This window comes from Curtobacterium sp. MCBA15_001 (assembly GCF_001864835.1).
Classification (GTDB): domain Bacteria; phylum Actinomycetota; class Actinomycetes; order Actinomycetales; family Microbacteriaceae; genus Curtobacterium.
Genome location: NZ_MJGI01000008.1, coordinates 24,548 through 44,825, shown reverse-complemented (window position 1 = coordinate 44,825; position 20,278 = coordinate 24,548). Strand labels below are relative to the sequence as shown.

Below are 20,278 nucleotides of genomic sequence, written 5' to 3'. Positions count from 1 at the left end.
GAGGGGCGTCCGCCACGTCGGCGCGCGTCGGTACGCTGGTCGCGTGACGGATGCACCGATCGGAGTCTTCGACAGTGGCGTCGGTGGCCTGACGGTCGCGCGGGCCATCATCGACCAGCTGCCGCGGGAGAGCATCCGGTACGTCGGCGACACCGTGCACTCGCCGTACGGTCCGAAGCCGATCGCCGACGTCCGCCGGTACGCGCTCCAGGTCATGGACGACCTGGTCGAGCAGGGCGTCAAGGCCCTGGTGATCGCGTGCAACACCGCCTCGTCGGCCGTGCTCCGCGACGCCCGCGAACGCTACGAGCAGGCGTACGGCATCCCGGTCGTCGAGGTCATCCAGCCCGCTGCTCGCGCCGCGGTGAAGCAGACCAGGACCGGGCGCATCGGCGTCATCGGGACCGTCGGCACCATCGCGTCCCGGTCCTACGAGGACGCCTTCGCCGTCGCCGCGGACGTCACCCTGACGCTGGCCGCCTGCCCGCGGTTCGTCGAGTTCGTCGAGGCCGGCGACACCTCGTCCCCCGCGCTGCGCGAGGTCGCCGCCGGGTACCTCGAACCGATCCGGGCGGCGGGCGTCGACACGCTCGTGCTCGGCTGCACCCACTACCCGCTGATGTCCGCCGCGATCCAGTACGTCATGGGGCCCGACGTCACGCTGGTCTCGAGCGCCGAGGAGACCGCGAACGACGTCTACCGGCGGCTCGTCGAACACGGGCTCGAACGCACGAGCACCGCGCCGCCGACCTACGCGTTCGAGGCCACGGGCGAGGACCGCAACGGCTTCATCCGCCTGGCCCGACGGTTCCTCGGCCCCGAGGTCTCGACCGTCGGCCACCTGCAGACCGGCGCCATCCCGCTGCCCCGCACCGTGTCCTGAACCGGACCACCCGACCACCGTCAGCATCCACGTCGACCCGCACCGCGCCTCCGGGCCGGACCGAGAGGACACCATGACCACCCGCATCGACGGCCGCGAGGCCACCGACCACCGTCCCGTCACCATCGAACGGGGCTGGAGCAGCCAGGCCGAGGGCAGTGCGCTCATCTCCTTCGGCAACACCAAGGTGCTCTGCACCGCCTCCTTCACCAACGGCGTGCCGCGCTGGATGGCCGGCAAGGGCTCGGGCTGGGTCACCGCCGAGTACTCGATGCTGCCGCGGTCGACGAACGAGCGCATGCAGCGCGAGTCGATCAAGGGCAAGGTCGGCGGGCGCACGCACGAGATCTCCCGGCTGATCGGCCGGTCGCTGCGGGCCGTCGTCGACATGAAGGGCCTGGGGGAGAACACCCTGGTGCTCGACTGCGACGTGCTGCAGGCCGACGGCGGCACGCGGACGGCTTCGATCACCGGCGCCTACGTGGCGATGGTCGACGCGATCGAGTGGGGCCGCGACAAGGGCTTCATCGCGAAGAAGGCCACGCCGCTCACCGACAGCGTGCAGGCGATCTCGGTCGGCATCGTCAAGGGCGAGCCGATGCTCGACCTGGCGTACACCGAGGACTCGGCGGCCGACACCGACATGAACATCGTCACGACCGGCTCCGGCAAGTTCATCGAGGTCCAGGGGACGGCCGAGCACGCGCCGTTCGACCGCGACGAGCTGAACGTGCTGCTCGACCTCGGCCTGGCGGGCAACGCGTCCCTCGCGGCGATCCAGCGGTCCGCCCTGGGACTCGCGTGAGCATGCGCGCGGTCGTCCTGGCGACCCACAACCAGGGCAAGGTCGTCGAGCTGCGGGAGATCCTCGGCGACGCCCTCGGCGCAGGCGTCGCGTTGCAGGGGTACGACGGCCCGGAGCCCGTCGAGGACGGCGACACCTACGCGGCGAACGCCCTCATCAAGGCGCGTGCCGCGGTCGCCCACACGGGACTGCCCGCGCTCGCCGACGACTCCGGCATCGCGGTCGACGCACTGGGCGGTGCCCCGGGCATCCACTCGGCGCGCTACGCCGGCACCCGCGTGGACGACGACAACATCGACCTGCTGCTGCAGAACCTGGACGGGGTCCCCGAGCGGACCGCGGCCTTCGTCTGCGCGGCGGCGTTCGTCACCCCGGGCGGGGTCGAGCACGTGGTCGAGGCCGTGTGGAACGGCGAGGTGCTGACCGAGCGTCGGGGGACCGGCGGGCACGGCTACGACCCGGTCTTCCAGCCGGACGACGCGGACCGCTCGTCGGCCGAGCTCACCCGCGCCGAGAAGAACGCGTTGTCGCACCGGGCGAAGGCCTTCCGCGGGATCGCCCCCATCGTGCGGGAGTGGTTCGACTCGACCGCGTGACGCGGCGCGCGCGGCACCGGGCCGTCGGCCGCGGCCGGACCTGGGGCTACTCGGCCGGTTGGCCGTGCTCCTGCTCGTGCTTCTTGGCCTTGCGGGCGTTGCGGAAGTAGGTCAGCGCCATGGGCACCACGGTGACGACGACCGCGGCGAGCAGGATGACGTCGATGTACTCGCGCACGAAGTCGGCCACGAACGGGATGTACCCCAGCACGTACCCGAGGAACGTCACACCGACTCCCCAGATGACCGCGCCGATCGCGTTGTACAGCGAGTACTTCTTGTAGTTCATGCGCCCGACGCCGGCCGCGATGGGCAGGAACGTGCGGACCACCGGCACGAAGCGGGCCAGGATCACCGCGAGCGGGCCGAACCGGTGGAAGAAGGCGTTGGTGCGGTCGACGTTCGCCTTGGAGAACAGACCGCTCTCCTTGCGCTCGAAGATCGGCGGACCGGCCTTCTTGCCGATGTAGTAGCCGAGTTCACCGCCGAGGAACGCGGCAGCGGCGATCATCAGCGCGGCGACCAACACGGGGATCCCGCCGATGGCGCCACCCCGGTCGAAGGCGAACAGCCCCGTGATCACGAGCAGGCTGTCGCCGGGGAAGATGAACCCGACCAGCAGCCCGGTCTCGGCGAAGATGATGGCGCACACCACGAGCACGGCGACGGCCCCGAAGTGGTCGAGGATGTACTGCGGATCCAGCCAGGGGATCAGGGCGAGTGCGACGGAGTGCATGCTTCTTCCGGTCGTGCGTCGTGAGGGGCCAGGACGGTCACCCGCAGGTCGAGGGTACCGCGCGGGGGTCGGCGGCCCATCCCCCGGCTGGGTGAGATGCTCAGGTGACGCAGCATCGGTGCGGAAGGAGGGACTCGAACCCTCACGCCTGGGGCACAGGAACCTAAATCCTGCGTGTCTACCGATTCCACCACTCCCGCGAGCACCGACAGCGTACCCGCGCGGGGTGACGCACCGTGCGGCGTCCGTGGGTGGTGCGAGGTCGTGCGCCCCGTGCGCGGGAACGACGCTGCACCGAGCGGTCGTCGCCGTACGGGGTTCGGATCGCGCACCGTGCAGGGGTGCGCTACCAGGCGGAGGCGACCCGGGCCTCCCGTCTGGCGGGACGCAGCGCGGTCAGCGCAGCTGGCGGGGCAGGTACCGCGGGACGTAGCGGAGCAGGACGCCGGCGCCGACGAGCCCGAGCACGCCCATCACCCCGCTGGCGACGGCGATCGAGGCGACCGCCGTGATCCCGGAGATGACGAGGGGGGCCGCGGCCTGGCCGAAGTCGCCGGTGAAACGCCAGGCGCCGAGGAAGGGTGCCGGGGCGTCGCGGGGGGCCAGGTCGGCACCGAGGGTCATCAGGATGCCGGAGCCGACGCCGTTCGCCAGGGACATCCCGATCGCGATCCCGACGAACCAGCCGACACGGGCGTCGAGGTGGCCGCTCCAGGCGAGCAGGAAGTAGCTGACGCTCAACCCGAGCAGGCACGGCAGGGCGCTGGCGAGCCGTCCCCACCGGTCCATGATCTGCCCGCTCGTGTAGAAGAGCGCGAAGTCGACCGCTCCGGCGATGCCGATCACGAGCGCCGCCGTCGCGTCGTCGAGGCCGACACTCACCGCCCACAGCGGCAGGATGACCTGTCGTCCGGCACGCATCGCCCCGATCAGCCCGGCACCGCTGCCGAGCCGGAGCAGCACCTTGCGGTGCGTCCGGATCGTGCGGAACAGGCCCTGCGCCTCCTGTTGGACGAAGACCGCCCCGGTGTCGGTCGCGGTGTGGTCCGGACTGGAGGCGCCGCGCGGCAACCGCAGGCCGCGCACGCCCGTCGCGGGGTCGCGCAGGACCAGCAGGGTCACCGCAGCGGCGAGGCAGCACACGATGTGGATCCAGAACGCGCTCTGCGTCGTGCCCGTGAGGTGCACCACCCCGGCGGCGAGGAACGGGCCGACGAAGTACCCGAAGCGGAAGACCCCGCCGAGGCTCGACAGGGCGCGGGCGCGGATGTGCACCGGGATCGCGGTCGTCATGTAGGCGTGCCGCGCGAGGGCGAACACCGCCGTCGACACCCCGACCAGGAACACGCCCACCGCCAGCAGGACGGTGTTCGGCGCGACCGTGCAGACCACCAGGCCGACCATCGAGACCAGGGCAGCGCCGATCATCGCGTTGCGCTCGCCGATCCGGGCGACGACGACCCCGGACGGGACGTCGCCGATGAGCTCGCCGACCAGGATGAGCGAGGCGACGAACCCGGCGATCGCCAGGCTGGCGCCGAGGGAGTTCGCGGCGATCGGGATGATCGGGATGATCGCGCCCTCGCCGATGGCGAACAGTGCGGCGGGCAGGAAGCCGGACAGCAGCACGCCCCGGGCGTCGAAGGCGTCGTTCGCGGTGCTCGTCATCGTCGGACCACGCTACGCCTGCCCGGGAGTTACCCTGGACGCATGCGTGTTCTGGCGGCGATGAGCGGTGGGGTCGACTCGGCGGTGGCCGCGGCCCGGGCGGTCGACGCCGGCCACGACGTCGTCGGCGTGCACCTGGCGCTGAGCCGGATGCCCGGGACCCTCCGGACCGGCAGCCGCGGGTGCTGCACGATCGAGGACTCGATGGACGCCCAGCGTGCGGCGTCGGCGCTCGGCATCCCGTACTACGTGTGGGACTTCTCGGCCCGGTTCAAGGAGGACGTGGTCGACGACTTCGTCGCCGAGTACCAGGCCGGTCGCACCCCGAACCCCTGCATGCGCTGCAACGAGCGGATCAAGTTCGCCGCCCTGCTCGAGAAGGCCCTGGCGCTCGGCTTCGACGCCGTCTGCACCGGGCACTACGCGTCGATCGTGACCGCGGTCGACGGCTCCCGCGAGCTGCATCGGTCCGCCGCGTGGGCCAAGGACCAGTCGTACGTGCTCGGCGTGCTCACTGCCGAGCAGCTCCAGCACGCGATGTTCCCGCTCGGCGCCACACCCTCGAAGGACGAGGTCCGCGCCGAGGCAGCGGCGCGCGGGCTGACCGTGGCGCAGAAGCCCGACTCCTACGACATCTGCTTCATCCCGGACGGTGACACCCGCGGGTGGCTCGCCGACCGCGTCGGCACGGCCCCCGGTGACGTCGTCGAGCGCGACGGCACGGTCGTCGGGTCGCACGAGGGCGCGACGGGCTACACCGTCGGCCAGCGCCGCGGCCTGGCACTCGGGCGTCCCGCGCCGGACGGCAAGCCGCGCTTCGTGCTCGAGATCCGCCCGAAGGACAACACCGTCGTGGTCGGTCCGAAGGAAGCGCTGGCGGTCACGTCGATGTCCGGTGCCCGGTTCACCTGGGCCGGTGCCGCGCCGGTCGACCCGACCACGGCGTTCGCGTGCGACGTGCAGATCCGGGCGCACGCCGACCCGGTGCCTGCCACGGCGCGGGTGGCCGACGGGGTGCTCGTCATCGACGTCGACGAGCCGCTGCACGGGGTCGCCCCGGGGCAGACCGCCGTGGTCTACGTCGGCACGCGGGTGCTCGGGCAGTGCACGATCGACGACACGGTCAGCGCGGTCCCGGTCGACGCCTGACGTCGGCGGCCGTGTCGACCCTCGAGCGCGCCGCTCCCGGGGCGTGCCGTCGCTGCACGCCGGGTCGGTGGTGCACGGTAGAACTGGTGGCATGAGCGAGACCGACGCCACGTTCGAGACCATCGACCCCGCCGAGCTGGACGCTGCCCAGGCCGCGCGCGAGGTCGAGCGGCTGCGGGCCAGCGTCAACGAGCTGCGCGACCGCTACTACGAGGGCAACGGCTCCACCGCGTCGGACGCCGAGTACGACGGGCTCGTGCACCGACTCGCGGCGATCGAGGACCGGTTCCCGGAACTCCTCACCGAGGACAGCCCCACGCAGACCGTCGGCGGCCGGGCCGAGACCACGCAGTTCGCGCCGGTCGAGCACGCCGAGCGGATGCTCTCGCTCGACAACGTCTTCTCGCCCGAGGAACTCACCGACTGGGCGGTCAAGGTCCAGCGGGACGCCGGCTCCGAGCGGGTCCGCTTCCTCACCGAGCTGAAGATCGACGGGCTCGCGATCAACCTGCGCTACGAGCACGGCCGGCTCGTCACGGCGGCGACCCGCGGCGACGGCGTCGTGGGAGAAGACGTCACCGGCAACGTCCGCACGATGGGGACCATCCCGGACCGCCTGTCCGGCACGGGCCACCCGCCCCTGGTCGAGGTCCGCGGCGAGATATTCTTCCCCGTCGAGCAGTTCGACGAGCTGAACGCCAAGCAGCGCGACGCGGGGGAGCGCGTCTTCGCCAACCCGCGCAACGCCGCCGCCGGGTCGCTCCGCCAGAAGGAAGAGGGCAAGTCGGCCGCCAAGCGCGAGCTCATGGTGGACCGTCTCCGACGACTGCGCATGCTGGTCCACGGCATCGGTGCCTGGCCGGTCGCCGAGCTCGAACGCGACACCGACGTCCGCTCGCAGTCCGAGGTCTACGAGCTCCTGCACACCTGGGGGCTGCCGACCGGCACCCACCACCGCGTGTTCGACTCGATCGAGCACGTGCTCGGGTTCGTCAAGGACTACGGCGAGCGTCGTGCGTCGGTCGAACACCAGATCGACGGCATCGTCATCAAGGTCGACGACCTGGGGCTGCACGAGGAACTCGGCTCGACCTCGCGGGCACCGCGGTGGGCGATCGCCTACAAGTACCCGCCAGAAGAAGTCCACACGAAGCTCGTCGACATCGTGGTGAGCGTCGGCCGGACCGGGCGTGCGACCCCCTTCGCCGTGATGGCCCCGGCCGAGGTCGCCGGGTCGGTCGTACGTCAGGCCACCCTGCACAACCAGCAGGTCGTCAAGGCCAAGGGGGTGTTGATCGGCGACACCGTCGTGCTGCGGAAGGCCGGCGACGTCATCCCCGAGGTCCTCGGCCCGGTCGTCGACCTGCGGGACGGCTCCGAGCGCGAGTTCGTGATGCCGACCGTCTGCCCGGAGTGCGGCACCACCCTCGCGCCGGCGAAGGAGGGGGACATCGACCTGCGCTGCCCGAACGCCGAGAGCTGCCCCGCCCAGGTGCGTGGGCGCGTCGAGCACATCGCATCGCGCGGGTCGCTCGACATCGAGGGGCTGGGCGAGGTCGCCGCTGCGGCACTGACGCAGCCGGTCCACCCCGAGGTCCCGCCGCTCGTGACCGAGGCCGGGCTGTTCGACCTGACGATGGAGGACATCGTCCCGATCGAGGTCGTCGTGCGCGACGCCGAGACCGGCATGGAGAAGACCGACGACACCGGCACACCCAAGCGCGTCACACCCTTCAGTCGCGCGCGGAAGAAGACCGACCCGCCGTTCGACCCTGACGCACGCGGTGCCGACCACACCGGGGCGCCCAGCCGGTACCCGTCGAAGAACGCGTTCGAGATGCTCGCCAACATCGAGGCCGCGAAGACCTCGCCGCTGTGGCGCATCATGGTCGGCCTGAGCATCCGCCACGTCGGCCCCGTCGCCGCCCGGGCCCTGGCGAACCACTTCGGGTCGCTCGACGCGATCCGGGCCGCCTCGCGCGACGAGCTGGCAGCGGTCGACGGCGTCGGCGGCATCATCGCCGACGCGCTGCTCGACTGGTTCGAGGTCGACTGGCACCGCGAGGTCATCGACCGGTGGACCGCGGCCGGAGTGCAGTTCAGCACGCCCGGGCACCCGGGGCCCGGCGCAGCGACGACCGAGGACGGCGTCCTCAGCGGCGTGACCGTCGTGGCGACCGGGTCGCTCGAGGGCTACTCGCGCGAAGGAGCCCTCGAGGCGATCATCGCCGCGGGCGGCAAGGCGGCGTCGAGCGTCAGCAAGAAGACCGACTTCGTGGCCGCCGGGCCGGGTGCCGGGTCCAAGCTGACCAAGGCCGAGCAGCTCGGGCTGCGGATCATCGACGCCGAGCAGTTCCGCATCCTGGTCACGGAGGGCCCCGCAGCCCTGCCCGTCCCGGAGGACCCGCCCAGCGAGTAGTCGGTCGGCGGCGCGTCCGGTTTGTCCGGATTCCGCGGCGCGCCTGCCGTCGTCCCCAGTCCGGGGGACAAGTTGCATCGAGCACGACCGATCCGCGGCGCTGCTCCCTAGGATCGAGAGAGCATCACCTGTCGACTTCAGGGAGTCGACAGGCAGGCCTTCCCGGGGGAGACCGGTTTGCTGCTCCTCGCCGCTGCTCTGCTCACGTTCTCGATGCACTCCGCAGGAGTGGTCGAGGCGTCTGTGCTGCCCACCGCCGCGCCCACCGTCGTCGTCTCCGGGACCGTTCGCACCGACGACACGGTGGCCGGCGAACACGGTCGGGCGTTCCTGGACGACCTGGCCCGCCTGACGCCCGCACAGCTCGACGCCGCCGACCGCGACCGACGGGTCGTGGCGACGGCGATGGACACGCCGCCGACGGCCGCGGAGGTCGCGACCTGGTGGGCGGGCCTGGACAGCGCTGTGCAGGCGCAGCTGGAGCGGTCGGCGCCGGTCGTCGTCGGCAACCTGGACGGCGTGCCCTACGGCGTTCGCGACCGAGCCAACCGGGCGGTGCTCGCCGCCGGCCTGGCTGCAGACCCGGGCGACGCGTCCGAGCGCGCGATGCTCGGCCAGGTCCGCGATGCACTGCACCGCGATCCCGGGGACCCGCCGAAGTCGCTCGTGACACTCGACACCCGGGGCGCCGGGCGGGCAGCCATCGCGATCGGGGACCTGGCCACCGCCGCCGACGTGTCCGTGGTGGTGCCGGGGATGTTCTTCACCGTCACCGGGCAGATGCCCGACTTCACGGCGACCTCCGGAGCGCTGTACGACGAGCAGGCCACGCTGGCTCCGGTCGCGGCGCCCGGGCACGGGACGGGTGTCGCGGTGCTGGCCTGGATGGGGTACCGGACGCCGGACCTGTCGAACATCCTCTCGCTCGACCTCGCGAAGACCGGTGCCCAGCGGCTCGAACGGACCGTCGACGGGATCCGGCGGCTGCGCGAGGGGGACCAGCCCCGGATCGGCATCGTCGCGCACTCCTACGGGTCGACCACCGCGATGATGGCGCTGGCGTCGGGACGGATGCGTGCCGACAGCCTGACCGTGCTCGGCTCGCCCGGCAGCGAGGTCCGCAGTGCGTCGCAGCTGGCCGTGGCCGCCGACCAGATGTTCGTCGGCCAGGCGCACCTCGACCCGATCGCGGGCTCGGGGTACTTCGGCACGGACCCGGCCGCGGCGTCGTTCGGTGCGACGGTGCTCGACCTCAGCGAGCCCGCTCCCGGGACCGCCGGGGACCTGTTCCGCCGCCCGGTCGGACACAACGACTACCTCAAGCCCGGCACGGCGTCGCTGCACGACGTCGCGCTCATCGCCCTCGGGCGGGGCGACCTGGTGCGCGGCGGGACGCACCGCAGCGGGGGACACGACGACGGTGGGGTGCAGCCCTCGTTCGACCTGTACCTCGTCCGCCCGCAGGACCTGCAGCTGCGCGACTGACCGAACCGGTCCGCAGGACCTGCAGCTGCGACTGAGCGAACCGGTCCGCCGGACCTGCGTCGCGACCGATGACGTGACCGGATCGTGACCGAGCCGGCGGGGCGGGCGCGATCCGTGCCTCCAGGCGGTCCGGGCGCGGCGATCCGCGCTGCCCGTGCGTCAACCTGAGGGCGGGTGCAGCTTCCGGGCCGCTCGCAGCAGTCCCGACCCAGCGCGGGTCCATACGGTGCCGCCATGCGAGTCGTGCGGTGGCCTGGTGCCCTCTTGATGTTCCTCGTCATGTCCGTGCTCGCCGGGTTGCTCGTCGCCGTCGCGGTCACGCCGGCCGTCGCCGTCGCCGGGGAGAGCGCGTCGGGAGCCGCCGCGTTCTTCGAGGACCTGCCGAGCTACCTCGACGTGCAGACCCCGCAACAGGTCTCGACCGTCTACGCCAAGCAGGGCGGCCAGGACGTCCCGATCGCGTCGTTCTACGCCGAGAACCGCACCATCGTGAAGAACGACGCGATCGCGAAGACCCTCCAGCAGGCCGCGATCGACACCGAGGACCCGCGCTTCTACGACGAGGGCGGCATCGACGTCATCGGCACCCTGCGCGGCGCGGCGGCCACGGCGGTCGGCGACGACGTGCAGGGCGGTTCGAGCATCACGCAGCAGTACGTCAAGAACGTCCTGGTGCAGCAGTGCGAGGAACTGACGGGCAAGGACGCCGCGTCGACCAAGGCGAAGATCGACGCCTGCTACGAGGACGCCGCGGGCGTCACGCCCCAGCGCAAGCTGCAGGAGATGCGGTACGCGATCGCCGTGAACAAGAAGTACTCGAAGCAGGACGTCCTGACCGGGTACCTCAACATCGTCGGGCTCGGCGGCCGGGTCTACGGCGCCGAGGCCGGCGCCATGTACTACTTCGGCGTGCACGCGAAGGACCTGTCCCTCGTGCAGTCGGCCACGCTCGTCGCGATCCTCAACAACCCCTCGAACCTGCGCATCGACCAGCCGGACAACAAGGACAACGGATCGGCGAACGGGTACGCGGCGACCAAGGAGCGCCGCGACTACGTGCTCCGCCGGATGCTCGCGCACCACTCGATCACCAAGGCGGCCGAGCAGCAGGCGATCGCGACGCCGGTCCAGCCGGCGATCACCGAGACCGCCAACGGCTGCAGCGCCGCGGCCGCCGCCCACGACGCCGGCTACTTCTGCGACTACGTGCGCGACCAGGTACTGCAGGACCCCGCGTTCGGCAAGACCGCGGCCGACCGGATCGCGACGCTCGACACGAAGGGCCTGCAGATCCACACCTCGCTCGACCTCGACCTGCAGGCGCAGGGCCAGGCGGCGCTCAGCGCGTACGTCCCGGCGACGATGTCGGGCGTCGACGCGGGCGGCTCGAACGTCACGGTCGAACCGGGCACCGGACGCATCCTGTCGATGGTGCAGAACACCACGTACACGCAGTCGGACTCGTCCACGCCCGGTGCCACCGCGGTGAACTACAGCGCCGACGAGGCCTACGGCAACTCGGGTGGCTTCCAGACCGGGTCCACGTACAAGGTCTTCACGCTGGCGGAGTGGCTCGCGAGCGGGCACACGCTGTCCGAGTCGGTGTCGACGACCGAGCACACCTTCCCGCAGTCCGAGTTCACGAACTCGTGCGTCGGGCTCGGCGGCAAGCCCTGGCAGGTCGCCAACGCCGAGAACGTGCCGGCGTCGATGACCGTGCAGGACGCGACCTCGGAGTCGATCAACACCGCATTCGGTGCGATGGCGAAGCAGCTCGACCTCTGCAAGATCGCGCAGACGGCCGAGTCGATGGGGATCCACCAGTCGAACGGCGCGGCACCGGACTCCAACCCCGCGTCGGTGCTCGGGACCAACAACCTCTCGCCGATCGACCTCGCCGAGGCCTACGCCGGGTTCGCGAACGACGGCATCGTCTGCACGCCGACCGCGATCGACTCGGTCACCACCGCGGACGGTGCGAAGATCACCCCGACGCCGGCCAGCTGCACCCAGGGCGTGTCGAAGCAGGTCGCCGGCACCGTCGACTACGCGCTGCAGGGCGTCCTGCACGGCTCCGGCACCGCTGCCTCGGCGAACCCGAACGACAGCACGCCGAAGTTCGCCAAGACGGGCACCACGGACGGTGACGTGCAGAACTGGCTGGTCACGTCGAGCACGAAGTACACGAACGCGACCTGGATCGGCAACGTGCAGGGGAGCGTCCGGCTCGCCAACTGGCCGTTCCTCAAGGGCACGACCGGGTACAGCGCGAAGTTCGGCGTCGGCCGCGACATGATGACCTACCTCGACGGGCACTACGGCGGGGACGCGCTGCCCGAGCCCGACCCCGCGATGATCGGGCAGGTGCAGGCCCCGGTCCAGACGCCGGCGACCGGCACCGACCCGGTGACCACGACCGGCGGTGCGCAGGGCACACCGGCGGCACCCGCGGCCAGCGGCGCGCCCGCGGCTCCGGCTGGGCAGTAGGGCGTTCTGCCTGGAGGCCCGGTGCCGGTCCGGCGGACCGGTGCCGGGCCTGCAGGCGGTCCCGGGTCCTGCGGACGGTCCGGTCGAGTCCTCCACAGGGCTGCGTCGACGGGGCTGTGTCCACAGGCGAGGGCCTCGGGCGATCCGGTCGGGCGTGCCCAATAGACTGGTGGGCATTCCACGAACCGATCGACGGAGCACCATGCCTGACATCACGAGCGAGCAGGTCGCCCACCTGGCGAACCTCGCACGCATCGCACTCACGCCCGACGAGATCGACAAGCTGACCGGGGAGCTGTCGCACATCGTCGACAGCGTCGCGAAGGTGACCGAGGTCGCCACGCCGGACGTCCCCGCGACGAGCCACCCGGTCGCGCTGCCCAACGTCCTCCGGCCCGACGTGGTCGGTGAGACCCTGACGCAGCAGCAGGCGCTCTCCGGGGCACCCGACACCGACGGCGAACGGTTCCGCGTGACGGCGATCCTCGGCGAAGAACAGTAGGCGGAAGAACAGTGACCGACGACATCACCAAGCTGAGCGCTGCGGCGCTCGCCGACGCCCTCGTCGCCCGCGACGTCTCGAGCGTCGAGGCCACGCAGGCCCACCTCGACCGGATCGCGGCCGTCGACCCCGACGTGCACGCCTTCCTGCACGTCAACGACAACGCCCTCGGCGTCGCGAAGTCGATCGACTCGCGTCGCGCCGCGGGTGACGACCTCGGACCGCTCGCGGGCGTGCCGGTCGCCATCAAGGACGTCCTCTGCACGATCGACATGCCCTCGACCTCGGGGTCGAAGATCCTCGAGGGCTGGGTGCCCCCGTACGACGCCACCACGGTCGCCCGACTCCGTCGCGCCGGCATGGTCCCGCTCGGCAAGACGAACATGGACGAGTTCGCGATGGGCTCGACGACCGAGTTCTCGGCGTACGGCCCGACGCACAACCCGTGGGACCTCGGCCGGATCCCCGGCGGGTCCGGCGGTGGTTCGGCCGCTGCCGTCGCCGCGTTCGAAGCGCCCCTCGCGCTCGGCTCCGACACGGGCGGGTCGATCCGTCAGCCCGGCGCCGTCACCGGAACGGTCGGCGTGAAGCCGACGTACGGCGGGGTCAGCCGCTACGGCGCGATCGCCCTGGCGTCCTCGCTCGACCAGGTCGGGCCCGTCGCCCGCACCGTGCTCGACGCCGCGCTCCTGCACGACGTCATCGGCGGGCACGACCCGAAGGACTCCACGTCCATCCCGCAGGAGTGGCCCTCGTTCGCGGCCGCCGCGCGGGACGGGCTGCAGGCCGACACGCTCCGCGGCGTGCGGATCGGCGTCGTCAAGGAACTCGCCGGCGGCGAGGGCTTCCAGGCCGGCGTCACGCAGCGCTTCCAGGAGACCGTCGCCATCCTCGAGGCCGCGGGTGCGGTCGTCGTCGAGATCGACGCGCCGTCGTTCGCCTACGCGATCAGCGCCTACTACCTGATCCTCCCGGCCGAGGCCTCGTCGAACCTGGCGAAGTTCGACTCCGTGCGGTTCGGCCTCCGGGTCACGCCCGAGGGCGCCGCCACCGTCGAGGACGTCATGGCTGCCACACGCGAAGCCGGCTTCGGACCCGAGGTCAAGCGGCGCATCATCCTCGGCACGTACGCGCTGAGCGCCGGGTACTACGACGCCTACTACGGCAGCGCGCAGAAGGTCCGCACCCTGGTGCAGCGCGACTTCGACGCCGCGTTCCAGCAGGTCGACCTGCTCATCAGCCCGTCGGCGCCGACGACCGCGTTCCCGCTCGGGGAGCGCCTCGACGACCCGCTGTCGATGTACCTCAACGACCTCACCACCATCCCGGCGAACCTGGCCGGCGTCCCGGGCATGAGCATCCCGAACGGGCTCGCCCCCGAGGACGACCTGCCCACGGGTGTCCAGCTGATGGCACCGCAGCGCGAGGACGCCCGCCTGTACCGGTACGGCGCGGCGCTGGAACGCCTGCTGGAGCAGCAGTGGGGGGCGCCGCTCATCTCGCGGATCCCCGACCTCGACCTGAGTCAGCAGTCGGCAGCAGAGGAAGGGGTGGTCTGATGGCCGCCAAGGACGCACTCATGGACTTCGACGAGGCACTCGAGCGCTTCGAGCCGGTGCTCGGCTTCGAGGTGCACGTCGAGCTCGCGACGAAGACCAAGATGTTCTCCGACGCGCCGAACTTCTTCGGCGGCGAGCCCAACACGAACGTGACCCCGGTCGACCTCGGGCTCCCCGGGTCGCTGCCCGTCGTGAACGAGCAGGCCGTGCGGTTCTCGATCAACCTCGGGCTCGCCCTGGGCTGCTCGATCGCCGAGTCCTCGCGGTTCGCTCGGAAGAACTACTACTACCCGGACAACCCGAAGAACTACCAGATCTCGCAGTACGACGAGCCGATCGCCTTCGAGGGCGAGGTCGAGGTCGAACTCGCCGACGGCACGCTCTTCCAGGTGCCGATCGAGCGCGCCCACATGGAAGAGGACGCCGGCAAGCTCACCCACGTCGGTGGTGCCACCGGTCGCATCCAGGGCGCCGAGTACTCGCTCGTCGACTACAACCGTGCCGGCGTCCCGCTCGTCGAGATCGTCACGAAGCCGATCTTCGGCGCAGCACACCGCGCACCGGAGCTCGGTGCCGCCTACGTGCAGGTCATCCGCGACCTGGTCCGTGCCCTCGGCGTGTCCGAGGCCCGGATGGAGCGCGGGAACCTGCGCTGCGACGCCAACATCTCGCTGCGCCCCTGGGGCCAGGAGAAGCTCGGCACCCGGACCGAGACCAAGAACGTCAACTCGTTCCGCGCCGTCGAGCGCGCCATCCGCTACGAGATCCAGCGCCAGGCAGCGATCCTCGCCGACGGTGGCTCGATCACGCAGGAGACGCGCCACTGGCACGAGGACACCGGTCGCACCTCGGCGGGCCGGCCCAAGTCGGACGCCGACGACTACCGGTACTTCCCGGAGCCCGATCTGCTCCCCGTGGTGCCGGACCCGGCGATGATCGAGGAACTCCGTGCCTCCCTGCCCGAGGCGCCCGTCGCCCGTCGCCGTCGGCTGAAGGGCGAGTTCGGGTTCGCCGACCTCGAGTTCCAGGACGTCGTCAACGGCGGACTGCTCGACGAAGTCGAGGCCACCGTCGCTGCCGGCGCTCCTGCGCAGGCCGCACGCAAGTGGTGGACCGGCGAGATCAGCCGCGTCGCGAACACCCGCGACGCAGCCCCCGGCGACCTGGTCTCGCCCGCGCACGTCGCCGAGCTCATCACGCTCGTCGAGTCCGGCGACCTGACCGACCGGCTCGCGCGCCAGGTGCTGGAGGGCGTCATCGCGGGTGAGGGCTCGCCGTCCGCCGTCGTCGAGTCCCGCGGGCTGAAGGTGGTCTCGGACGACTCCGCCCTGACCGCCGCCGTCGACCAGGCCCTCGCGGCGCAGCCGGACGTCCTCGCGAAGATCCGCGACGGCAAGGTCCAGGCCGCTGGCGCGATCATCGGTGCGGTCATGAAGGCGATGCAGGGGCAGGCCGACGCCGCCCGTGTCCGCGAACTCGTGCTCGAGCGCGCGCAGGCCTGACCGATCGCGTCCGAACGGCACCGTGCTCACGCACGGTGCCGTTCGGCGTTCCTGGGGACCTGGCGCCGCCCGGGTGACAGGATGAGGCGTGTCCGCAACGATCCGCGCCATCGGTACCGCAGTCCCGTCGACGACGCTCACGCAGGTGGCGGTGCGTGACCTCTTCGCCGCCCAGCCCGGGCTCGGTCGACTCGGTCAACGGATCGTCCCGGCAGCCTTCGACGCCTCGGCGGTCGAGCACCGGCACACGGTGCTGCCGGAACTCGATGCCGCCCGGGCGTCCGGGCCGTTCCGCGATGCCGAGGGGACGCTGCACTCGCTGTCGACGGGGACGCGCAACGACCGCTACCGCGAGCTCGCACCGCCGCTGTTCGTCGGGTCCGCCCGTGACGCGCTCGCACGATCGGGGACGGCTCCCGACGCCGTCACGCACCTGATCACCGTGTCGTGCACCGGCTTCACCCAACCCGGACCCGACCTGGCCGTCGTCCAGGAACTCGGCCTGCGACGGACCGTCTTCCGCCACCACATCGGCTTCATGGGGTGCTGCGCGGCGTTCCCGGCTCTCCGCAGCGCGGCCGCCTTCGTCGAGGCCGACCCGGACGCGGTCGTCCTGGTGGTCTGCGCCGAGCTGTGCACGTTGCACGTCCGCGCCTCGGACGACCCCGACCAGATCGTCGCGAACAGCGTGTTCGGCGACGGTGCCGCCGCGGCCGTGGTCGCCGCGGACGGGCCGGGGCTCCGTCTGGATGCCTTCGCCACGACGGTCGTTCCCGAGGGTGCGTCGGAGATGGCGTGGAACATCGGCGACGAGGGCTTCGAGATGATCCTCAGCACGGCCGTCCCGAAGCTCGTCGGGGTCACGGTCGCCGAGGCCGTCGGTCCGCTGCTGGACGGGCCGGCCGCCGACGTCCCGGTGTGGGCGGTGCACCCCGGGGGTCGGGCGATCCTCGACCGCACGCAGGACGCACTGGGCCTGCCCGATGCTGCGATGACGAGCAGCCGCGCGGTGCTCCGGGACCACGGCAACATGTCGAGTGCGACGGTGCTGTTCGTGCTGCAGGACGCCCTCGAGGACGGCATCGCGGACCAGGCGCCCGTCGTCGCACTGGCCTTCGGGCCCGGCCTGACGGTGGAGTGCGCGCGGCTGACCGCGGTCGGCACCGCCGACAGCGCCGCGCAGCGCGCCGCGGCGCCCGAACTCGCTGGGGAGCGACGGTGAGCCGGCGGGACGGAGCCGAGCCGAGCCTCCCGGTCGACCTGCGGATGCGCGACCTGGTCCTGCGCGAGCTGATGGACGACCCCGACTGCGACCCGCGCGCCCTGGAACGGACGTTCCGGCGTTTCGCCGTCGTGAACGCGCTCGTCAGCGGTTGGCGCGCGGCGTGGCGGACCCACGTGGTGCCGGCGCTGCCGGCGAACGGGCGCGGACGGGTGCTCGACCTGGGGTGCGGTGGCGGTGACCTGGCCCGGGCGCTCGTGCGGTGGGCGGCGAGCGACGGCTTCGAGCTCGAGGTCGTCGGTGTCGACCCGGACGACAGGGCGATCGCGTCGGCCTCCCGGTCGACCCCGCGGGGCGTGACCTTCCGCGAGCAGTCGAGCGCCGACCTGGTGCGCGCGGGCGACCGGTTCGACGTCGTCGTGTCGAACCACGTGCTGCACCACCTGGACGACGAGGCGCGTGCGGGGTTCCTGGCCGACTCCGAGCAGCTCGCCGTCAAGCGGAGCCTGCACTCGGACATCCGGCGCTCGGGCGCGGCCTACCGGGCGTACGCGCTCGGGTCCACGCTCGTCGCGGCGGGCACCTTCGTCCGGGTCGACGGGCTGCGCTCGATCCGTCGGAGCTTCACGCTGCCCGAACTGCACGCGGCGCTGCCGACCGGGTGGCGGGCCGAGGCCGCTGCCCCGCACCGGGTCCTGGCGATCCGCGACGCCTGAGCCGCGGCGCCGCCCGACGCGGGGCCGAGCCGGCGCGGCGCCGCCCCACGCTTCTCCACCGCGAAAGCGACAGATCTCGCCCGAATTCCGGGCGGGAACTGTCGCTTTCGCGGAGTGGAAGGGAGCGGACTACGCGATGAGGGCCGCCGTCGACGCGAACTCCTGCGAGCGCACGGCCGCACGGTAGCGCTCGAGTGCCTCCGCCCCGGCGCCGACCGACTCCAGCGCCGCCAGACCCGCACCGAGCACCGGGGGAGCGGTCACCCAGGTCGGCACGGCACCGGGCACCCGGTCGTGCAGGCCCGCGACGACCGCGTCGACCAGCAGCGGGTCCCGTGCGGCCAACACCCCACCGCCGAGCACCACCGGCACGGGTTCCGCCACCGAGGAGCCGAGGCCGAGCCGCCCGAGGGCGACCGACGCCAGCAGCACGATCTCCTCCGCCTGCCGCGCCACGACCCGGGCAGCGACGGCGTCCCCGGTCGCAGCGACCGCGAAGAGCACGGGGCAGAGCCGGTTGAACACGCGCTGGTCGAGCCGGCCGAAGTGGATGGCCTCGGTGACCTCGCGGACGGAGTGCAGGTCGAGTGCCGCGGGGACGGCCTCGGTCAGCGCCGTCGCCGGTCCGCGCCCGTCCTCCGCCCGGGCCGCGTGCCACAGGGCACGGTTGCCGAGGTAGGCGCCGCCACCCCAGTCGCCGGACACGTCCCCGATCGCCGGGAACCGCGCCGTGGCGCCGTCGGCCCGGACAGCCAGCGCATTGATCCCGGTGCCGCAGACCACCGCGGCCGCGTCGGGTGACAGCGTGCCGGCCCGCAGCAGCGCGAACAGGTCGTTGTCCAGGACGTCCGGGGCGCCGCCGTCGCGCTCCCAGTGCTGCAGCGCGGCCGTCGCCGCGGTCAGTTCGTCGGGCAGGTCGAGCCCGGCCAGGTACACGTGGGTGGTCCGGATCCGGGCGCCGTCGAGTCGGCTGACGACCCGCTCGCGCACGTCGTCGAGGATGGGCCCGGCCACCTCCCACCCGCGGGTCTGCGGGTTCGACCCCGGGCCGCGCGCGTGCCCGACCAGGGTGCCGTCGAGGGCGACGGCGACGACGTCGGTCTTGCTGCCGCCGCCGTCGACCGCGAGCACCACGTCGGCCGGTGCCGACGCCTCCGGCGGCGTCGGTGCGTCCGGCGCGCTCGGAGCGTCCGGCGCGCTCGGACGGGAGGCTCCGGTCGCCGCCGCCTCGCCGGTGCGGCTCATCGTGCCCACGTCACCTGCTCCGATCGCGCCCACGGGATGTGGTCCGCGTTCGCCGCCAGCAGCAGGTCGGTCAGCTGCTCGGCCTTGTCGACCTGGCCGACCAGCGGGTGCGCCCACATCGCGCGGAGCACCCGGTCGCGTCCGCCGTGGACGGCGGCGTCGAGCGCCAGGCGCTCGTACCCGGCGACGTGCGAGACGAGCCCGACCATGTCCGCGGCGAGCGGCGCCACCGGCAGCGGGGTGATCGCCTGCCGGGTGACGCGCGCGGGGACCTCGATGACGTGGTCGTCGGGCAGGAACGGGAACGTGCCGCCGTTCTGCACGTTGAGGACCTGCACGTCGCCACGGTCGCCGAGGATCGAGGACAGGACGTCGATCGCCGCCTCCGAGTAGTACGCGCCGCCGCGCTGCTCGAGCTCGACGGGCTTCGTGACGACGGACGGGTCCGCGTACTTCGCCAGCAGTGCCCGTTCGGTCGCCATGACGGCCTCGGCGCGGGTGGGCTCGTGCAGCTGCTCCTGCAGCACGACGTCGTGGCTGTAGAAGTAGCGCAGGTAGTACGACGGCACGGCGTGCTGCAGCCGGATCAGGTCGGCGGGCATGTGCACGCTCTCCGCCATCCGGTCGAGGGCGCCGGTGTCCGCGGCGAGCAGCTCGTCGAGGACGTCCCGCGACGACCCGTCCGCGCCCGTGACGTGCACGCCGCGCTCCCACGTCAGGTGGTTCAGGCCGACGTGGTCCAGGCGGACCTGGTCGGGCGCGACGCCGTACTCCTTCGCGAAGCGGCGCTGGAACCCGATCGCCACGTTGCACAGGCCGACGGCGCGGTGCCCGGCCTCGAGGAGCGCCCGCGTGACGATGCCGACCGGGTTCGTGAAGTCCACGATCCAGGCGTCCGGCTTGGCGTGCTTCCGGACGAGCTCGGCGTACTCCAGCACCACAGGCACCGTGCGCAGTGCCTTGGCGAACCCGCCCGGACCGGTGGTCTCCTGCCCGATGCAGCACGCCTCGTGCGGCCAGGTCTCGTCCTGCTGCCGAGCCGCCTGCCCGCCGATGCGGAGCTGGAACATGACCGCGTCCGCGTCGCTGACGCCGGCGACGACGTCGTCGGTGACGTGCACGGTGCCGGGGTGCCCGGCGTGTGCGAACATCCGCTGGGCGACACCGCCGACGAGTTCGCGCCGCTGGGGGTCGGGGTCGACGAGCCAGAGCTCGTCGATGGGGAGCTGGTCGCGGAGCCGGGCGAAGCCGTCCACGAGTTCGGGGGTGTAGGTCGAACCGCCACCGATGACCGTGAGTTTCAC

At 72.1% G+C, this 20,278-nt stretch carries 16 protein-coding genes and 1 tRNA gene; 12 read left to right on the top strand and 5 right to left on the bottom strand.

Annotation, left to right across the window (positions count from 1 at the left end):
• Window positions 1-43: 43 nt before the first annotated feature.
• The 3 genes from murI to rdgB all read left to right on the top strand — a co-directional run bounded on the left by murI (window position 44) and on the right by rdgB (window position 2,284).
• Complete coding sequence (gene murI, locus BIU90_RS04660; protein ID WP_071299073.1) at window positions 44-883, top strand: glutamate racemase; 840 nt, start codon at window positions 44-46, stop codon at window positions 881-883.
• A gap of 73 nt (window positions 884-956) precedes the next feature.
• The gene (rph, locus tag BIU90_RS04655; protein WP_071299072.1) at window positions 957-1,688 is read left to right on the top strand and encodes a ribonuclease PH; all 732 of its coding nucleotides are present in this window, start codon (window positions 957-959) and stop codon (window positions 1,686-1,688) included.
• A 2-nt stretch (window positions 1,689-1,690) separates the two neighbouring features.
• Entirely contained in the window at window positions 1,691-2,284 is a 594-nt protein-coding gene (gene rdgB / locus BIU90_RS04650; protein WP_071299071.1) for an RdgB/HAM1 family non-canonical purine NTP pyrophosphatase, read from the top strand.
• A 46-nt stretch (window positions 2,285-2,330) separates the two neighbouring features.
• Here the strand turns inward: rdgB and BIU90_RS04645 are convergent, their stop codons facing one another.
• From BIU90_RS04645 to BIU90_RS04635, 3 genes are all read right to left on the bottom strand, one after another.
• Entirely contained in the window at window positions 2,331-3,020 is a 690-nt protein-coding gene (locus tag BIU90_RS04645; protein WP_071299070.1) for a DedA family protein, read from the bottom strand.
• Between the two features lie 119 nt (window positions 3,021-3,139).
• Window positions 3,140-3,220: transfer RNA gene (locus BIU90_RS04640), tRNA-Leu, on the bottom strand.
• A 196-nt stretch (window positions 3,221-3,416) separates the two neighbouring features.
• Window positions 3,417-4,688: an MFS transporter gene (locus BIU90_RS04635; protein WP_071299069.1), complete on the bottom strand. Its 1,272-nt coding sequence runs from the start codon at window positions 4,686-4,688 to the stop codon at window positions 3,417-3,419.
• 42 nt (window positions 4,689-4,730) lie between these two features.
• Here BIU90_RS04635 and mnmA point away from each other — a divergent pair, with 42 nt between their 5' ends.
• The 9 genes from mnmA to BIU90_RS04590 all read left to right on the top strand — a co-directional run bounded on the left by mnmA (window position 4,731) and on the right by BIU90_RS04590 (window position 17,729).
• A complete protein-coding gene (gene mnmA, locus BIU90_RS04630; RefSeq protein ID WP_083403702.1) occupies window positions 4,731-5,837 on the top strand; it encodes a tRNA 2-thiouridine(34) synthase MnmA in 1,107 nt (368 codons plus the stop codon).
• Window positions 5,838-5,928: 91 nt separating this feature from the next.
• Window positions 5,929-8,256: an NAD-dependent DNA ligase LigA gene (gene ligA / locus BIU90_RS04625; protein WP_071299067.1), complete on the top strand. Its 2,328-nt coding sequence runs from the start codon at window positions 5,929-5,931 to the stop codon at window positions 8,254-8,256.
• 213 nt (window positions 8,257-8,469) lie between these two features.
• Entirely contained in the window at window positions 8,470-9,741 is a 1,272-nt protein-coding gene (locus tag BIU90_RS04620; protein WP_139195108.1) for an alpha/beta hydrolase, read from the top strand.
• 234 nt (window positions 9,742-9,975) lie between these two features.
• Window positions 9,976-12,228: a transglycosylase domain-containing protein gene (locus tag BIU90_RS04615; protein ID WP_071299065.1), complete on the top strand. Its 2,253-nt coding sequence runs from the start codon at window positions 9,976-9,978 to the stop codon at window positions 12,226-12,228.
• 202 nt (window positions 12,229-12,430) lie between these two features.
• Window positions 12,431-12,730, top strand: coding sequence for an Asp-tRNA(Asn)/Glu-tRNA(Gln) amidotransferase subunit GatC (gene gatC, locus BIU90_RS04610; RefSeq protein WP_071299064.1), 300 nt, complete (start codon window positions 12,431-12,433; stop codon window positions 12,728-12,730).
• Window positions 12,731-12,741: 11 nt separating this feature from the next.
• Entirely contained in the window at window positions 12,742-14,289 is a 1,548-nt protein-coding gene (gene gatA, locus BIU90_RS04605) for an Asp-tRNA(Asn)/Glu-tRNA(Gln) amidotransferase subunit GatA (protein WP_071299063.1), read from the top strand.
• Window positions 14,289-15,791 carry an Asp-tRNA(Asn)/Glu-tRNA(Gln) amidotransferase subunit GatB gene (gene gatB, locus BIU90_RS04600; RefSeq protein ID WP_071299062.1) on the top strand — a complete coding sequence of 501 codons (1,503 nt, stop codon included), beginning with the start codon at window positions 14,289-14,291 and terminating at the stop codon, window positions 15,789-15,791. Before gatA ends, gatB begins: the two co-directional genes overlap by 1 nt.
• 88 nt (window positions 15,792-15,879) lie before the next feature.
• Entirely contained in the window at window positions 15,880-17,013 is a 1,134-nt protein-coding gene (locus BIU90_RS04595; protein ID WP_071299061.1) for a type III polyketide synthase, read from the top strand.
• The gene (locus tag BIU90_RS04590; RefSeq protein WP_083403701.1) at window positions 17,010-17,729 is read left to right on the top strand and encodes a methyltransferase domain-containing protein; all 720 of its coding nucleotides are present in this window, start codon (window positions 17,010-17,012) and stop codon (window positions 17,727-17,729) included. The genes BIU90_RS04595 and BIU90_RS04590 overlap by 4 nt, the downstream gene beginning before the upstream one ends.
• A 129-nt stretch (window positions 17,730-17,858) precedes the next feature.
• Here the strand turns inward: BIU90_RS04590 and BIU90_RS04585 are convergent, their stop codons facing one another.
• Both BIU90_RS04585 and BIU90_RS04580 read right to left on the bottom strand, forming a co-directional pair.
• Window positions 17,859-18,974 carry an N-acetylglucosamine kinase gene (locus BIU90_RS04585; RefSeq protein ID WP_083403705.1) on the bottom strand — a complete coding sequence of 372 codons (1,116 nt, stop codon included), beginning with the start codon at window positions 18,972-18,974 and terminating at the stop codon, window positions 17,859-17,861.
• Window positions 18,971-20,278: a 6-phospho-beta-glucosidase gene (locus tag BIU90_RS04580; RefSeq protein WP_071299060.1), complete on the bottom strand. Its 1,308-nt coding sequence runs from the start codon at window positions 20,276-20,278 to the stop codon at window positions 18,971-18,973. Before BIU90_RS04580 ends, BIU90_RS04585 begins: the two co-directional genes overlap by 4 nt.

What these genes read in the sequence shown, in the direction of transcription:
- rph (WP_071299072.1), top strand. Translation starts at nt 957, where the DNA reads ATGACCACCCGCATCGACGGCCGCGAGGCCACCGACCACCGTCCCGTC.
- rdgB (WP_071299071.1), top strand. Translation starts at nt 1,691, where the DNA reads ATGCGCGCGGTCGTCCTGGCGACCCACAACCAGGGCAAGGTCGTCGAG.
- BIU90_RS04645 (WP_071299070.1), bottom strand. Translation starts at nt 3,020, where the DNA reads ATGCACTCCGTCGCACTCGCCCTGATCCCCTGGCTGGATCCGCAGTAC.
- BIU90_RS04635 (WP_071299069.1), bottom strand. Translation starts at nt 4,688, where the DNA reads ATGACGAGCACCGCGAACGACGCCTTCGACGCCCGGGGCGTGCTGCTG.
- mnmA (WP_083403702.1), top strand. Translation starts at nt 4,731, where the DNA reads ATGCGTGTTCTGGCGGCGATGAGCGGTGGGGTCGACTCGGCGGTGGCC.
- ligA (WP_071299067.1), top strand. Translation starts at nt 5,929, where the DNA reads ATGAGCGAGACCGACGCCACGTTCGAGACCATCGACCCCGCCGAGCTG.
- BIU90_RS04620 (WP_139195108.1), top strand. Translation starts at nt 8,470, where the DNA reads ATGCACTCCGCAGGAGTGGTCGAGGCGTCTGTGCTGCCCACCGCCGCG.
- BIU90_RS04615 (WP_071299065.1), top strand. Translation starts at nt 9,976, where the DNA reads ATGCGAGTCGTGCGGTGGCCTGGTGCCCTCTTGATGTTCCTCGTCATG.
- gatC (WP_071299064.1), top strand. Translation starts at nt 12,431, where the DNA reads ATGCCTGACATCACGAGCGAGCAGGTCGCCCACCTGGCGAACCTCGCA.
- gatB (WP_071299062.1), top strand. Translation starts at nt 14,289, where the DNA reads ATGGCCGCCAAGGACGCACTCATGGACTTCGACGAGGCACTCGAGCGC.
- BIU90_RS04585 (WP_083403705.1), bottom strand. Translation starts at nt 18,974, where the DNA reads ATGAGCCGCACCGGCGAGGCGGCGGCGACCGGAGCCTCCCGTCCGAGC.